We start from the raw sequence: 17,022 nt of genomic DNA on the forward strand, positions 1-17,022 counted from the left end.
ATTCCTTTTTTGCCCTGAGCTACCTCAGCCTAGATTATAGGCCCTATTATAACAAACAAAAACGTCCTGAATTAGTTATTCAGGCCGTTTTTTTATCAGTTATAATTTTAAGGATTATAATTTTCTGGGAGGGCCACCAGCAAGAATTTCTTCTGAGGCTTGCTCTTCAAACTTTTTAAAGTTATCAATAAAGAACTGTCTCAATTTTTCGGCGGTTTCATAATAACCTTTATCATTATTCCAAGATTTACGAGGACTCAAAACTTCTGCGGGTACATTAGGGCATGTTAACGGTTGCGCTACACCAAACATAGAGTGATAGTGATAATTACCTTTGTTAGCTTCTTCTAAAGAACCATCAAGAGCCGCAGTAATCATAGCACGGGTATATTTTAATTTCATGCGATTTCCGACACCATAAGGACCACCAGTCCAGCCTGTATTTACAAGCCACACTGTAACGCCAGACTCCTTCATCTTTTTGCTCAACATATCTGCATATACAGTAGGATGTAAAGGCATAAAAGGAGCTCCAAAACAGGCTGAAAAACTAGGAACTGGCTCCGTAACACCAGCCTCAGTTCCAGCAACTTTTGCTGTATAACCACTTATAAAATGATAAGCGGCCTGACCTGGAGTCAATTTAGATATAGGAGGTAATACACCAAAAGCATCTGCTGTCAGGAAAAAGATATTCTTAGGGTTCTTACCTACAGATGGCTCCTTGATATTTTCAATATGATCAATAGGATAACTTACTCGTGTATTTTGAGTAATAGAAGTATCAGCAAAATTAACACTGTTATCTTTATTAAAAATGACATTTTCTAAAATCGCACCTGGCTTGATGGCGTTATAGATTTCTGGCTCTCCTTCTGGATCCAGGTGGATCACTTTGGCATAACAACCTCCTTCAAAATTAAAGACTTCATTATCTTCTGTCCAACCGTGCTCGTCATCTCCTATCAATTCTCTTTCTGGATCTGTAGAAAGTGTTGTTTTTCCAGTACCGCTTAATCCAAAGAAGATAGCGGTATTACCATCTTCACCTACGTTTGCACTACAGTGCATTGGTAAGGTGTTTTTATACACAGGTAAAATAAAATTGAGAGCACTAAAAACACCTTTCTTAATCTCCCCAGTATAACCTGTACCTCCAATAAGAGCGATCTTTCTAGTGAAATTAAGAATAGCAAAATTGTGCTGTCTTGTTCCATCTTGGTCTGGAACAGCCATAAAACCTGGTGCATTTATAACAGTCCATTCTGGATCAAAGCCATCGAGTTGCTCTTCCGTTGGTCTGATAAACATATTGTATGCAAACATATTAGACCAAGGGTACTCATTAATAACCCTTAATTTAAGACTGTAATCCTCGTGAGCACAAGCATAAGCATCGCGTACAAAAAGTTCTTTACCATCTAAATAAGCAGTCACCTTGTGCAAGAGCGCATCAAATTTATCTGACTCAAAAGGAATGTTGATATTACCCCACCAGACGCTATCTTTAGTCACATCATCTTTAACAATAAAACGATCCAGCGGAGAACGCCCAGTAAATTCACCAGTATGGACCGCTAGTGTGCCATTATCAGTTTCTTTGCCGCCATAATCCTTGACAGTTTTTTCTTGTAGAATTTCAGGTGTGAGTTGGTAATTAATTTTGGAATTTTCGATTCCCCATTCGGTTAGCGCAATCGATTGCGCGGTAGAGGTGTTTGAACCCATGATAATCCGTTTAGTTAGATATCGCACAAAAATATAACACTAAAATGGGTCTCACTAATTATTAATAGAATTATGTGAAATGATTTTCCACAATGCAAAAAACCATCCCGAAATTAAGCTTAAACCTCCCAAAGGGGTTATAGGTCCTAGGAATTTTAAATTTATATGGAGCCATTTAGATAGAGAAAGCCCATAAATACTAAAAGAAAAAAGAATCATTCCGATTACAAATAGATACAATAGAATGTTTTTTGAAGCATCCGTTAGTAGATTCACTTGAGAAAAAGCAATCAAAGCAATGGCATGAAATAATTGATATCGCACACCGGTTTCAAAACTTTTTACTTGTTGCGGTTCCAATACTTTTTCAAGAGCATGAGCACCCAATGCTCCTAGAATTACAGCCATTACAGCAAAACTACATCCAGCAATTAACAAATTTCTTTCCATTATATTTTAAATTTAACTTAAGACTCTTAACTTGGCACTAAAATACAACAGCCATGCGAAACATCTTAATAATAGGTGCCGGAAAATCTACAGGAGTACTGGTAGATCATCTTTTAAACAAATCTAAGGAACATAATTTAAAGCTCCTTATAGCCGATAAAAATTTACAAAGCGCTCAATTCCTGAGTAAAAACCATGAAAACGCCACCGCGTTGGAATTAGATATTTTTGAGCCAGAGCAACGCAAAAAACAGATTCAAAAAGCCGATATCGTGATCTCCATGCTGCCCGCAAGGTTTCATATCGAAGTCGCTAAGGACTGTGTCGCTTTTAATAAAAACATGGTTACCGCTAGTTACGTGAGTCCAGAAATGGAATCTCTGGACAAAGAAGTGAAAGAAAAGGGACTCATTTTTATGAATGAAATAGGTGTTGACCCTGGAGTAGATCACATGAGCGCCATGCAAATTATTGACCGCATCACAGGCCAAGGAGGTAAATTACTGCTTTTTGAATCTTTTACAGGCGGACTAGTCGCCCCAGAAGACGATAACAATCTGTGGAATTATAAATTTACTTGGAATCCTCGTAATGTAGTCACCGCTGGTCAAGGTGGTGCCGCAAAATTCCTTCAAGAAGGCAAATACAAATACATCCCATATAACCGACTTTTTAGAAGAACTGAGATGCTAGATGTCGAAGGCTACGGACGCTTTGAAGCCTTGGCAAACAGAAACAGTCTTAAGTATAAAGATATTTATGGCCTCAAGGATATTCTTACCTTATATAGAGGTACTATGAGACGTGTAGGCTTTAGCAAAGCATGGAATATGTTCGTACAGCTAGGATTGACAGATGACACCTATGTACTAGAAGGATCTGAAAACATGACCTACCGTGATTTTATCAATAGTTTTCTTCCTTATTCTCCTACTGATAGTGTGGAATTAAAGATGCGCCACGAACTAAAAATAGATCAAGATGATATTATGTGGCTCAAACTAGAGGAGCTGGATATATTTAATAACGAGAAAAAAACCGGACTTAAGGAAGCGACCCCAGCACAAATGCTGCAATCTATATTAGAAGATTCTTGGACATTGCAACCAGGCGAAAAAGATATGATTGTGATGTATCATAAATTCGGCTATGAATTAAATGGCGAAAAGAAACAAATAGACAGCACCATGGTATGTTTAGGTGATGGAGAATTACAAACTGCCATGGCCAAAACCGTTGGGCTTCCTGTTGCCATTGCCGCCTTGAAAATTTTAAATGGAGAGTTTACAGAACCTGGTGTGCAAATCCCAATTAAGGCTTCTGTATACAATCCTATTCTTAAAGAATTAGAAGAGCATGGCATTCGCTTTCGCGAAAACGAGACTGAATATCTAGGCTATAATAAACTGCATTTATAGTAAGAACTAATATCTTTTAAGTTAAAAAACAGCCTGTTGTTACCAAAGTAACAACAGGCTGTTTTGATTTACTTAATTATTTCTAGATCTGTTAGTCAACAATATAGAAATAAAATAAAGCAAGGTAGCCAGTGAACCTATAGCAGCTACTAGATAAGTTCTAGCTGCCCATTTTAAGGCGTCTTTTGCTCCAGCATGTTCTTCTGGAGTCAGCATGCTATTATTTTCTAACCAGGCCAGAGCACGATGACTTGCATCATACTCCACAGGTAGCGTTACAAAAGCAAATAAAGTTCCCATCCCGTACATGATGATTCCTAACAGCAAGACCCATTGGCCCAAGGCCGTACTTGCCGCAAGAGCTACTCCTCCTATAATCACCCATTGTGAATATTTAGAAGCAATACGGACTAAAGGAACTAATGTAGAACGCGTGCCCAACCAAGAATAAGCTGTAGCATGCTGTACCGCATGCCCTACTTCGTGCGCTGCAACCGCCGCAGCAGCCGCATTTCTTTGCGTATAAACAGCCTCACTTAGATTTACCGTTCTATCTTTTGGATTAAAATGATCGGTAAGTTGGCCTGCTACAGAAATCACCTTTACATCTGTTATTCCGTTATCATCCAACATTTTTTGAGCAATTTCTGCACCGCTCATACCCTTTTTAAGTCTTAGATGAGAGTAATACTTGAATTTAGATTTAAGCTTGTTACTGACCAACATACTCACCAGCATTACGAGTCCGCCGATGATATAATAACGTGTTAAATCACCACCCATCATAGTTTATTGTTTAGAACAATAAGCTTTAAAGTTAAGTTTTTGAAAGCAAATGAAATAATTTTTTTTTGAGCAGAGCTCTACTTCCTTAACTTTAAAACTAACTTGCAGAGAACTTGAATAAAAAGCTTTTGAAACCAAAAAAAAAAGACATAACAAATAGAGCAGATATTCAAATCCTAGTGCGCAAGTTTTATAAGAAAATAAGATCTGAAGATACTTTAGGACCCATTTTTAATCGGACTATAAAGAACTGGCCTGCTCATTTAGATCATATCACTGACTTTTGGGAAAGCAGCTTATTCATAACTAAAGGCTATCAAGGAAACCCAGTAACAGCGCATCAAAAACTAGATCAACAGGAAAATAATTCTATAGAGATGAATCACTTTGGCATCTGGATCAACCTTTGGATAGCAACCATAAATGAATTGTATGAAGGCCCAATAGCAGATCTTGCCATAAGACGTGCTCGAAATATGGCCAGTATATTATTTATAAAAATCTTTGAGGCTAGAAGTAATTAATGATCCGTTGATTTATCTATCAAAAGACCAGTTCATAATATCAGTACGCAATCCAATATTGAGCCACATAGTGCTTTCACTACGTACAAAATCATTATTAAATCGCGGATTCTGACTGCGGTAAATGACTTGACCAAAAACTTTTAACCTGCTGGCAGGATTGATTACATAGCCGGCTTCTAGGTGTCCATAAAAGAAATTAGAGATATTACCTTGCACGGTTTCATTCCCGTTATCAGAAACACGATCATCTTCAGAACCATAAATATTCCCTCCATAGAAAGCATTATCTCCATTTTGAAGGATATCGTAACCTCGTTCTCCATAAATAGCTTTGGCAATTCCGTACCAGCGGTCTTTTGTATAACGACCTATTAAGATGGCTTCATAAAAATTAGCACCCCAAGGATGCGCCAGTGCTTGATTGCTATTACCATAATTAAGAACGACAGTATTATGAGAATAGGTATAAGGTCGTACCCTGTTGTATTCTAATTGCATCATTAAGTTAGGTACTTTAAACGCGTTTTGCCATTTCATACCCAGCTGATAAGCACTTTTATTCTGATAACTTCCATTACCACTAGCTACCGAGGCTCCAGAGAATTCATCTAGAGTTAGTTGCCCATAACCGGTTAAACGATCACTGAATTTATATTTTGTCGTAATACCTAATAAGGCATTTCCACCACGAGAACCTGTTTGTAATTCTATGGATTGATAAAAAATGACCGGGTTAACATAATTGAAATCAAAACCTCTCTGGTTATCATCCTGCCACAACACACTTTCAAAAAGCCCTATGTTCCATCTTTTTGTTGCGTTCCAGCTTAAGTAGTGATGCGTCATATACTTCGTGCGGAAGGAATCGTCAGCAGTTACTTCAGATCTTACATCTCTTAAAGAGGTATATAAAACCGTGTAATCTAATTTCCAGAATTTAGCGTTAAGCTTAAAATATGGAAATGGTTGCGAGTTATCACTCAATACTAAAGAGCGGTAACCGTCACCTATAAAATGCTGTCCATGACCTAATTGTAAATCAAAGTATTTACTGGGCTTGTAATTGATATACCCTGTTGCTACTGGATAATCAAAGATATTTTCACCGCCATCCTCAGCAATACCTCTTCCAGGAACGATCCCAGGATTACCACCATCTGGGGCACGCAGTCTTACTTCGCGTTCAAAATAGCCTGGAAATCTTGCTTGAGATTCTTGTATATTCGTACCAAAAGTAATCTGACTTCCTATTCCACCACTTACATTTACTAATCTGGTATTATTGTATGTATTCACATCATCCCTAGAATCTTTACCGACTTGTAGGTCTACTCCTGGATCTACCACAAACCAATAGTCTTTACCAGCTACTTCAAAAAAGTGCTCATTATACCATTTGCGACCTAACCAAGTCTTTTGATCTTTAAGAAGTGACTCTCTTTCTGCTTCTAGGTCAAAATACTGATCCACATAATTGAAGGTATAAGGTTTTACAGCGGTATGCGCGTTATTCCCTACACGATTCATAGCCGCTTCGTATCGATGGTATCGTTGATAGGAGAGCGGAATAATGGCATCAGACCTCAGTTGATTTCTATCGTACTGGTCGCTTATGATGCTGCTGTAATCTTCATTCGCTTTCGCGAAAGCGAGACTGTCTTCCACCTGCTTCTTTCTTTGCTGCTTTTTTGCATCATTATTGGAATTGCTATAGACTTGAAAAGAACCAGATTCCTTCATAGGAACAGGAATATTAAGGATAAACTGCATGTAAGTTGGGTCGCCATTAAAAGTAGGCGCCTCTACCTTAGGTAGCTTTTCAAATGCCTTGATCATCTCCTCCTTTAAGGAAGCTTTTAAAGCATCTGTTCGTATCAAAACAAAACTACCTTCACGATCTACTTCAAATCGCATGGTGACTGATTGATTAGGTATGCTATCGTTCTTTACTGGATGCTGGTAGGTCTCTTTAAGTTGCCCATAGAGTGTACTGTAAAAACAATCTTCTAATTGGTCGATAGCTTTATCTTTGCACTCTTCAAAAACAGGGAATCTCTCAATATCTGACTGGGCAAAGACAGCGCTAGATAGTGTCAAGAAAAGGAACGTATATAGAAATTTCATAGCTTCTTAATAAGTAGCAAATATACTTGTTTTAATAAGTGTCCTAAAATAGAAAAGCCATGAAAATTCATGGCTTTAAAAATAGAAAAGACAACTGGAATCAGTCATTTATTTGAAATCTGATAGGCAGTGAGTAAATCACGTTAACCGCCCTATGGTTAATTTTACCAGGGGTCATTTCAGGCAATTTGGAAATTACTTTATAAGCTTCCCTTTCTAATTCCTCATTAGGAGCTTTTACTATTATATCTTTAGGGAACCCGTCTGTACCTATCGTAAACTGAACATATATGGTTACCATATCTTTTCCTTCTACAGAATTTGCGAGACTTGTATCAAACTTACGCTGTATAAAACGCGCCATTTTTTTATTCAGGCATACCACTCGTTCTTCTCGATCCATTGCAGCATTGCAGCCAGGAAATAGTGGCACTTCATGAACAGAAGTTAACACTTCATTTTTAGGTACTAAAGGGGCTGTTTTTGTTTCTGTTGTACCGGTTTTTACTGGTGTGGTCTTTACAGGCACCTCAGGTGTTTTATCTGAATCCTGAAGATCTGGAGTATTATCTTTTATCACTTGAGGCGGCTTATTAGAATCTACTTTAGGAGTTTTAGGCTTTACCTTTTCAATTTTAGGCTTAGAATCCTCGTTGGGTATGATCATGAATTTACCTAAATAGGGTTCATCAGAGGGCATATCAACTGTGATTGCTAACGGTTTCTTTTCTATTGGTATTGCCGTCGTCAGTTCGATAATAAGGAAAGCGGCAACCAGCGCAGCAATCAATCCAATCTGGAAATTAATAATTGAGTTTACTTTGGTGTTCGCGGCTTTTTTATCCGCTCTACGAGTGTTCTGAGGTGTTGCAGCACCTCTTTCCTCTTTTGAAGTATTCATAATAAATGGTTTATGTTATTCCAAGGAGGAGTCAAGAAGCATACCAAAAAAAATCCCCAACCTGTTCTGGTTGGGGATTTCATATATTAAAAAGTACCTTTTTAATCTTGTACTGAAAATATGATCGGTAATGCATAGATAACCCCTACTGGTTTACCTCGTTGTTTTCCTGGAGTCATAGCAGGCAATTTATTGATAACTCTAGCAGCTTCACTTTGCAGTTTAGGATGTTTTGCTTTGGACTGAATCCCTACTACATTCCCTTTAGAATCGATTTTAAATTGGACAGAAATCTTCTGTCTTCCTGAAAGACCTAATTCATTTGCTAGACCTGTATTAAATTCTCTGTTTACAAATTTTGTAATTTTCTCACTCATACATTTCTTGCGGTCTGCATTGTTTTTCATATCCTCACAACCAGGGTAGATTGGCACATTTTCGATAATCGCAAAAGGAACGTCAGCAATTACTTCTTCAACACCTACTTCTTCAGAAACCTCATCAATCTCTACGATCTCTTCTTGCTCGTCAGTTTCTGTATCTTCAATAATTACTTCCTCTATCTCCACTTCATCCTTAACTATCTCAATAACTTCCGGCGCTGGTGGCGGTGGTGGTGGTGGTGGTGGTGTATCCAGCATTTGAGTGATAGGAATTTCCTCCTCAATAAAGAATTCTTCTGGTTCCTGAAAAACCTCTTCAACCACTACGGTTCTAGATTCATACTCCAATGCTTGCCACGACAGCAATAGCATAAACGCTAACCCTGACAGGGCATATAGCGTAATATTTTTACGTAAATCTGCTTTTTCCGATTTCTTTACTTCCATAATGGCTGTATTTAAGAGGCTAAAAATAACCAAATCTTTGTGCTAATAAAAGATTTATGCTGTTTTCTGTTTGTTAAAAAATTTATCTATAATTAATAGCATAAACATTGCAATAATAATGCCAGCAATATTAGCCAGCACATCCATAAAATCCATAGTTCTATTCACTGCGATATATTCTTGTCCAAATTCAACAAGAACACCCACCAAAAAAGAGAAAACTGCGGCTCCTATAGCGATAGTACGCGACCAATTATTAAGAATGGTGCTTACTCTAATAGAAGTGAAGCTTTGTTTACTCAAGTAACGCGTGTAAAAATAGAAGTACCATACTAGTGTCATAATTAAATACGCAACAGCGTGGTATATTTTATCTACATGATGAACATTTACTGGTGGCGCAGGATTTTTTATTAATGATGCTATTATGATAGCAGCAGTGTATAATGGCGCTAACCAGTAAATAAGTCTTTGCATTACCCTACAAGCTCTTTATAAGCGTCAGCACTAAGCAAACCTTCAATTTGAGAAGCATCTGTAAACTTCATTTTAATCATCCATCCAGCTCCATAAGGATCTGAATTTACTAATTCAGGCTCATCTTCTAACTTTTCATTAAAATCTGTGATCTCACCAGTTAGTGGAAGAAATAAATCAGAAACCGTTTTAACTGCTTCTACCGTTCCAAAAACTTCTTCTTGATCAAGGGTCTCATCTATTGTTTCTACTTCTACGTAAACGATATCTCCTAACTCACTTTGAGCAAAATCTGTGATACCTATTGTAGCAACGTCTCCGTCTATTTTGATCCACTCGTGATCTTTAGTGTATTTTAATTCTGATGGGATATTCATTGTGTATATTTTAGAAAGCGTAAATTTAAGATAACTCTATCTATTAACTCAGACGCTAAAAGATTTATTTATTATTAATCGATCTTTTGTTTTTATAAATCAAATTAAATACTGGAAAATTCTAGGGGGATTTGGAAATACGTTGCTTCCATCCCTGACCATAATCAATCCAATTTCCTGAAATTTTAATTACCAAATGTATACCTCAACGTAAATCCGCTACGTATAGTAGTTTGTGGAAAGGCTGTAGAAATGGCAAATTCTGAGAACGTGTGATCGTAATAAAAAATCGCCGTAAAAGCGGTGCTTAAATTATAGTCTGCTGTAAACTTAAGACCATAAATAGTCTGTCCAGCCGTTGCCTGACTATTATCCAAGTCTAGATATCTTACAATAGTGACATTATCTCTAACCGAACCATCTAACCTCAAGTTCAAATCACTCTTGATAACGGTACTTCTACCTCCTACTTTAGTTTTAAACCTCAAGTCTTTGATACGGTAACCCAGTCCTAGTATCAACTCATTACCATTAATCTCTGTAAGCAAATTGTTATCAAAACTCAAAGAAATAGCTCGATCTCTTCTCAATTCGGCAGCGACAGAAATTGAATTCTTCATCTCAAAATCTAATTTGATAAGGGGACTGAACTGCTCTGCAAGATTGATATTGAAGTATAGGTTTCTAGATTTAAAATCGCCGTTTTGATTCAATGCATTAGTTCCTACTTGATCTTGGTAAGTAAGCGCTCCATTACCTTCTGCATAATCCAAATTGGTCTGGAACTGGTTGATTGTAAAACTAGAGCGGTAACCGTGGTTGATGGAAAACCTCCGGAATCTCTTCTTGAACCACTTTAAATTCATCAAACCGGTGTACTTCACTGTCCAGTTAGGTAATGGAATATCACTAAAAGCATTAGAATCCTGCTTACCAACATCCCTACCTTCATAAGCAGCTAAAAAGGCCGGCAATAATACTTGCTGACTATTTCTAGAAAAACCTTGTGGATAACCATCTGTATCTCTTGTAAAAGCATTTGTTCCATAAAACTCAGTCGCCAGTCGATCAGCAACGGCTAGTCTATTGCTTCTAAATGTATCAAAAGTAGGTGAATTGTCTATAGTGCTACTTTGAAAGGCCGTACCTATCATTAAATTGGTAATATTAAAGTTACCAAAGTTGTTAGGGGTAAGCGATTGATAGGTTAAGTCGTCTTCGTCTATTCGGAAATTTTCTGAATAAGTTTCTTGAAAGGCACGATTTCCTAAAATATCAATAGAAAGATCTTTTAATAAATCTACATTAAAATTAAAATCAAGTTGACGTGTCTCTACCTCACTATATTGTTGGTTAAAATCTTGATATAGCGTTAACCAGCCGCGTCTTGCAGCAAGATCTCGCACTTCAGCCTGACTGCCGAAAACAAAACCCGAGGTAGGTTTTAAAGTACCTATAAAACCTATATCTGGAGTGTAACCTGGTAGGAAAATACCATTTGTTTCTTGGTAGTTAATTTGTGCTCTTTTTACCGAAGTCACTACGCCTATCAACGTATTATATGCTTGATTACCGAAGTTCTTTTTAGGAACTTTTGGTTGATCAGCCTTTTTTTCTTCGGTTTGAGGCGGTGGTGTTCTAGTTCTCGTTCTAGACTTATTTCTAGATCTGGTCGCATTGTTTGCGGCAAAGCCAAATTTCTTTTTTTCTAAACCAACATACTTGTAAAGTTTGTCTAAGTCTAGCGTACCATTAATACGGTGCGTATTGGCATTTTGTATGGAATTTCCTAAATCTGGAATGTCGTCCAACTGCGCAAATTGTTGCTGGTTACGAGTCCAGTTGAAGTTAGAGGTGTAGGTGTAGTTCGCTTTCGCGAAAGCAAGAAAAGGAAACTTATCAAAAGGCAGCTTATAAGTAAGTTGCAATTGTTGGGAGTGCGAGTTGGGAATTCCCTCGTCAAAAAAGTCTGTCCATAAGGTATAAGTCTCATCAATCGTACTGTCCTCATTTACATAGCTACGTATCAAACGGTCGTTATTTGCAGAGAGATTTACCTGTAATGATTTCGTGAGATCCCAATTAATAGCATATTGGTGATTCATGGTAAAGTTACGGTTGGTCAAGGGTGCCAGCGTAATATTCTGAGCGTCTGGGAGACCATCTCCATTTAAATCTACTGGGTTTGTGTCCAACTGTAAATCACGGAATTTTTGAGTATTGTACTGTCGCAATACATTTAACCCTGCTGAGAAATTATTAGGTAGCGGATTAAAGTTAAGGTCTTTTACAAATTTTAAATAGGAATTATCAAACCATTTAACATTCTTAAATGGTTCTAAATCAGCTTTAGGAAAAGCATAATTATAAGTTCCACCTACATTTACAGACTGGTCTTGAAACTTCTCTACCTCAAAATTACGTTGGTCGGTCTGATTATAAGAGCCTGAAAAGGTGAAGTTCTCTATATCATAAGGCATGGGTGTTGCATCGCCAGTTCGTTCTTTACGCACCCCTATTAAGTTAACGCTTTGTCTTCTAGTATAATCTTCAGACTGTTCTCTTATAGCATCGCGCTCTGCATCACTAATGGCGTTATCAAGTCTTGTTTCTAACTCTATATCTTCAAACTGAGGATCAAATTGTGGTGTAATCGTTTCTTCTCCTATGCTATAAGAAAAGGGTAAGGAAACGCCCCATTTTTCTGGAAGTAGTTTACCCAGACTTACATTAGTGGTGACATCATATTGGGTGAGATTCTCACGACTTCTCTCTTGTGGCCCTTGCTCAATAGCTCCAAAACCTATCGTACTTCTTCTTCCCGTAGCGCTTACACTGGCAAAATCTGCAATGTTTGCATCCATATTCATCACCGCAGCATAACCCCCTTGATTTTTCAATCCTGACAGTCGCATTTCATTGAACCATACTTCACCACAAATAGAACTGTTAGTAGCATTACGCACACCTATCATCATGGCGCGTATATCACCGAAATTAGGGTTCCCCTTGATACCATATTTTTGTTGATTTTCTTCTCCAGCACTACTAGGATCAAGATCTACCTGATCAAAGAAATTAAGATCACTAATATTCAAACCGTTGTCTCCTAAAACTCGAGCTTTAATTTCTTGAAGTAAAGCAAGATCTATATCAAAATTATTTGCTAGAGGCCAGATTTCTTCTCGCACATCTGTACCAAATGCCGTTGGTTTTAATGGGAGTCGAATTTCATAAAAGTTTTGAGTATAATCAACACCGATTCTAACAAATGCTTCTAGTTCGTCATCTCCAGCAGACATCTCATTGACTAAAGACTCTGCGTGTACAAACATCTGAAGTGCCTCATACTGACGCATATCTATTCTAATGTTCTTAAAAACTCCACGCGCATCACCAGCTTCTAAATCACAAACCCTAAGAGCAAGGGATTGTTCATTCTGGCGTATGTTTTGATTTTGAGTTCTCAGCTCCTCCCTTTCTACTCCCGGAGGCAATCTATATGGAATAGGTGTACGAGCTTCATTGTTCTCAATATTTACCCCTTCTACTTCAAAAACGGTAGGATCATCTGATGCGATTGGATCTGTCTCGTCCAATGAATCTGTAAATCTTCTATAATCTCCACGTACTAGATCTAAAGAACCAAATCTTAAAAACGTATCTACTTCAAAGTCTGTAAGGTACATTCTCATAAAACGTATGGCTCTAAAGTCTGCAATACCGCCTATTTCCTCTCGATTGGGATCACTTAATGGCACTCTAAATTGCACCCATCTTGTACTGATCTGGTTCCCATTAGGTAGTGTGGACTGAACTGTTTTTGTGTCAAAAATATACTCGCTATTTGTCACGTCCATTCCCGGATAGATGTCGATATCATACTCGTAATAGCTATCAATAGTATTCATCGTATTATCCCGGTTGATATCCTCTACATCGGGTAAGGTGGTAGAACCGCGATTATCTTGAGTAACGGCTGTCGGTGAATTACCTTCTGTACCATTGTAGTTCTTATAGCGCATAGGGATATCTCCACTTGCTGCTACAAAAAACTCATAATTATCACCCGCTGGATCTAGAGGCCCAAAAGCTGGAAAATCTGTTAATTCTTCATTATCGCTGTACCCATCAAGACCTATATCTTGATTATTACGCTCGGCTCCTTGCGTATCAAACGCGTAAACTAAAGACTGATTTACTGGAACTTTTCCGTAAGCTGTATTTGTAGTAAGTAAGGTACCACCATCATTAGGTAGTCCATTTTCAAATTGCTTCCTATTATCTTTTAAAATATCTTCAGAAATGCTTCCTAAGTTAATGGATATGGTTCCTCCATCATTGGTGCTGTCATATGGAAATGGATCCATAATCCAGAATTGCATATACTCCACATTGGTCTGTTCAAAGTCTGTACTGGAAAACTGGCGCATAATTCCACCCCAATTATCTTGTGGGTTGGGAAGTATGTTTGTCCCAGCCGCCTGCGGATTATAATTGTACTGACCACGTTCATTAGGGTAATAAGCCATGTCCAGGGTGTTGATGACTTGCTGTTGTCCTTGTTGTAAATCTACATTAGGAAAAATTTCATCTACAAACACTCTTCTTGTTCGGTAATCAGAAACATCTTGATCTGTAATTCCAGCTGGTCGCTGGTTTCCATAAAATATAGGATCGATAGTATACCAAGCCATCTTAGCACGACTAAAGTTATAAGCCAGTTGATTTGCTGTACTACCTACCCCTTCAAAAGCTTTAGGCACACTAGCAAGTGACCAAGAGAATGGTGTCAAAATATCAATAGAGGTTTGTGAACCTTCAAAATCATCTACATATGCGGCCGCTTGACCCCCAAAATTATCACCAGCAGGAGATCCAGGAAATAAATATGCAAACTCTCCTCTTACTGATAAACTTGAGGCGACATCTGTATCTACATTAGGGAGTTTATTTGCCAGTCTGGTTAGAAAAGGAACTTCTGTATTGTACAAGAAGTTGACACCCATAATGGTATTATTGATAGGCTCAAATCCGTAGGTAGATTTTTGAGTAATCGGTCGTTCTTTTAAGTTTAAGAAGGTCCCTCCTAATATGAAATCCTCACTAAATTTATGTTCTACATTGATACCCGTAAAACGTTTGGTTTGCTGGTTAAAAACAGAATTGTTTTCTGTAGAGACTTGGATGGGTGTATTGGAATTTAACAATGCCTGATCGAGAATAATCACTCTACCTAATTGATAATCCACTGTATAATCTATGCCTTCTTGAAGTGTTCTTCCACCAGCTGTTACGGTAACAGAACCTCTGGGAACATTAAAACCTCCAATAGGAATTCCTTCCTGCCCAGTTGCTTTGTATTCTCCTTTTATTAAGTATTTATTTTTATCAGCACTTTGCAAAGCTTGCGCTTTTGTGGTGCGGTACATATCTCTGTACACATACTGCGCTTGGTTAGCGTTATAAGTAGTAGGATCATTATAATCTTCTGGCCCGGCACCGGGCGTATTATCTAATTTTCTAAACAGATGACTACCAAAAGGCTCGACCGTAGTAAAAATAATGCGCCCATTTTGGGGGTCTATGGTGAGTCCAGGAACAAAATCAAAGAACCCATCTCCAGCAGGTTGTGGATCTTGCTGTTGATTTAATCTATCGAGGTTAAAAACCCGTATCAAGGTGGTTTGATCCACATCGGCTGGTAAAGCGACTGCTGGATTAGTCATGGTACCTTCTGCTGCAGTGATGTAATTGAGCTCTGGCGGGTATTGATAAAAGATATTTAGTTTAAAATCTTCTTGGGTCAATTGAAAACCACCTAGATTATAAATATTTTTCATCATCAAGTCCCAAATAGGCTCGCTAACGTTAGTTAGGTTACTCTTCAATAATTTCACAACCAAACTTTGATTGTTTACTGGCGGCTGGTTAGGATTGGGGTTTGCGACTACGTCTGTTGCGATGATACCGTCGTTTGCAAATTCTCCTACTTGATACACCTTTCCTCCTACGGTATATTGAAAAGATACCGCAAGAACTTCATCATTATTCAATCGCTGCCTTAGGGAAATATACCCCAGTTGAGTGTTTAACGTATATTCCTGAGGCGTTAATTTACGAGCGTTTTCTAAAGTGACATAATCAAAACCTTCATTCACGTTTGCTCCTCCAAAACCTGCTTGTACCGTAGCTATATCTCGAATTTGAGAATTTAAAATCGTTTGCGCTCCACCGTTAATTCCTTCAGGGTTAAAGTCGTTGTTTGCATTATCTGGGAAATTTCCAGCTGGCACATTTAAAAATCCACTAGGTGTTGTGTCTAGTCCTACGTTAGCAGGGTCCGATTCTCCTATATCTTGAATGGCCACTAAGTTACGTACATCTTGAGTTCTGTTACCTCTGTTGGTAATCCATACTTCGGCACGTGTGATCTGTATATTATTATTGATAAACGGATAATTCTGTAAAGAACTATCGTAATTATCTCTAAAGTAATGCGATAAGAAATAGTGTCTATTCTCATCGTAATCTAGGGAGAAAAAATCAAAATCATTTACGGTCGCTCCACCTGCAGCTTGTACGGTTCTAGATTCTGATTGTTGTTCAGAAAATACGGCAGTAATGCTGGTTTTACCGAATTGCAATTCTGTTTTGATACCAAACAAACTTTGTGCACCACGTATCAATTGAGAATTAAGTGGCATCGCGACATTACCTACTTCTATACTCTGAAGAATATCATCTTCAGTAGGGGTATAATCTAGCTTGATTTGATTTTGAAAATTAAAGGTGCTTTGTGTATCGTAGTTGGCATTTACCTGCAAACGTGTTCCTACCTTACCTACCAGACTTAAATTAATTCTTTGATTGAAATCAAAAGTAAGATTCTGTCGATTACGAGGCGAGAAACTTGGGTTATCAGAACGGTTGAATAACAAACCTAAATCTACTTCTACAGATCCTTGGGGGTCGATATCTATTTCTGAGCCTCCAAAAATAGAAGCAAAAAGATCAGAATTCACATAGAAGTTGGGAAGTAAATCTTTTTGTTTAGCTTTATCTTCTTCATTTCTACCAGCTATTGCAGCCGCTTTTTCTCTGAAGTAATCCTTCATTTGTTGCTTAAGTACGCGATCTAAATACTGCTCACGAGTAAGAATAAATGGGAAATCAATGTTATAACCATTAAAAGAACTGGAGTACACGTAACGATCAAGATTTGCATCATAGGTGTACAATGTGGTTATACTAGGTGGATCTGGCAATTTTAAGGAACCTAATTGGACCCCTGTTTTAATAGAGTCTTGAGGAGTTTCTGGTGGCTCTTGCGCTTTCGCGAAAGCGAAAACAAACAAAGACAAAAGAAATACAAAAGTCCTCAGATTATTATTACAATATCTC

General features: G+C 37.9%; 11 protein-coding genes. 2 read left to right on the plus strand and 9 right to left on the minus strand.

Translation table 11 applies throughout. The annotated features are described in order from the left end of the window. Nucleotides 1-114: 114 nt before the first annotated feature. Nucleotides 115-1,728, minus strand: a complete 1,614-nt coding sequence (pckA, locus tag F0365_RS03385; protein WP_169932399.1) for a phosphoenolpyruvate carboxykinase (ATP) — start codon at nucleotides 1,726-1,728, stop codon at nucleotides 115-117. A gap of 54 nt (nucleotides 1,729-1,782) precedes the next feature. Further along, entirely contained in the window at nucleotides 1,783-2,178 is a 396-nt protein-coding gene (locus tag F0365_RS03390; RefSeq protein ID WP_169932400.1) for a DUF423 domain-containing protein, read from the minus strand. A gap of 53 nt (nucleotides 2,179-2,231) precedes the next feature. Between F0365_RS03390 and F0365_RS03395 the strand changes: the two genes are divergently transcribed. Further along, nucleotides 2,232-3,596 carry a saccharopine dehydrogenase family protein gene (locus F0365_RS03395; RefSeq protein WP_169932401.1) on the plus strand — a complete coding sequence of 455 codons (1,365 nt, stop codon included), beginning with the start codon at nucleotides 2,232-2,234 and terminating at the stop codon, nucleotides 3,594-3,596. A gap of 72 nt (nucleotides 3,597-3,668) precedes the next feature. On the opposite strand, the gene F0365_RS03400 is transcribed toward F0365_RS03395, so the two are convergent. Beyond that, on the minus strand, nucleotides 3,669-4,382 hold the full coding sequence (locus F0365_RS03400; RefSeq protein WP_169932402.1) for a zinc metallopeptidase: 714 nt from the start codon (nucleotides 4,380-4,382) through the stop codon (nucleotides 3,669-3,671). 128 nt (nucleotides 4,383-4,510) lie between these two features. Between F0365_RS03400 and F0365_RS03405 the strand changes: the two genes are divergently transcribed. Beyond that, on the plus strand, nucleotides 4,511-4,906 hold the full coding sequence (locus F0365_RS03405; protein WP_169932403.1) for a group III truncated hemoglobin: 396 nt from the start codon (nucleotides 4,511-4,513) through the stop codon (nucleotides 4,904-4,906). 12 nt (nucleotides 4,907-4,918) lie between these two features. Here the strand turns inward: F0365_RS03405 and F0365_RS03410 are convergent, their stop codons facing one another. From F0365_RS03410 to sprA, 6 genes are all read right to left on the minus strand, one after another. Beyond that, nucleotides 4,919-7,033, minus strand: a complete 2,115-nt coding sequence (locus F0365_RS03410) for a hypothetical protein (protein WP_169932404.1) — start codon at nucleotides 7,031-7,033, stop codon at nucleotides 4,919-4,921. A gap of 100 nt (nucleotides 7,034-7,133) precedes the next feature. Next, nucleotides 7,134-7,934, minus strand: coding sequence for an energy transducer TonB (locus F0365_RS03415; protein ID WP_169932405.1), 801 nt, complete (start codon nucleotides 7,932-7,934; stop codon nucleotides 7,134-7,136). A 101-nt stretch (nucleotides 7,935-8,035) separates the two neighbouring features. Beyond that, entirely contained in the window at nucleotides 8,036-8,764 is a 729-nt protein-coding gene (locus F0365_RS03420) for an energy transducer TonB (RefSeq protein ID WP_169932406.1), read from the minus strand. A 54-nt stretch (nucleotides 8,765-8,818) separates the two neighbouring features. Continuing rightward, complete coding sequence (locus F0365_RS03425; RefSeq protein ID WP_169932407.1) at nucleotides 8,819-9,241, minus strand: VanZ family protein; 423 nt, start codon at nucleotides 9,239-9,241, stop codon at nucleotides 8,819-8,821. Beyond that, on the minus strand, nucleotides 9,241-9,618 hold the full coding sequence (gcvH, locus tag F0365_RS03430) for a glycine cleavage system protein GcvH (protein WP_169932408.1): 378 nt from the start codon (nucleotides 9,616-9,618) through the stop codon (nucleotides 9,241-9,243). The genes F0365_RS03425 and gcvH overlap by 1 nt, the downstream gene beginning before the upstream one ends. A 185-nt stretch (nucleotides 9,619-9,803) precedes the next feature. Continuing rightward, the gene (sprA, locus tag F0365_RS03435; RefSeq protein WP_240961866.1) at nucleotides 9,804-16,982 is read right to left on the minus strand and encodes a cell surface protein SprA; all 7,179 of its coding nucleotides are present in this window, start codon (nucleotides 16,980-16,982) and stop codon (nucleotides 9,804-9,806) included. Between the last annotated feature and the right edge of the window lie 40 nt (nucleotides 16,983-17,022).

This window comes from Nonlabens sp. Ci31 (assembly GCF_012974865.1).
In the GTDB taxonomy this organism is placed as follows: domain Bacteria; phylum Bacteroidota; class Bacteroidia; order Flavobacteriales; family Flavobacteriaceae; genus Nonlabens.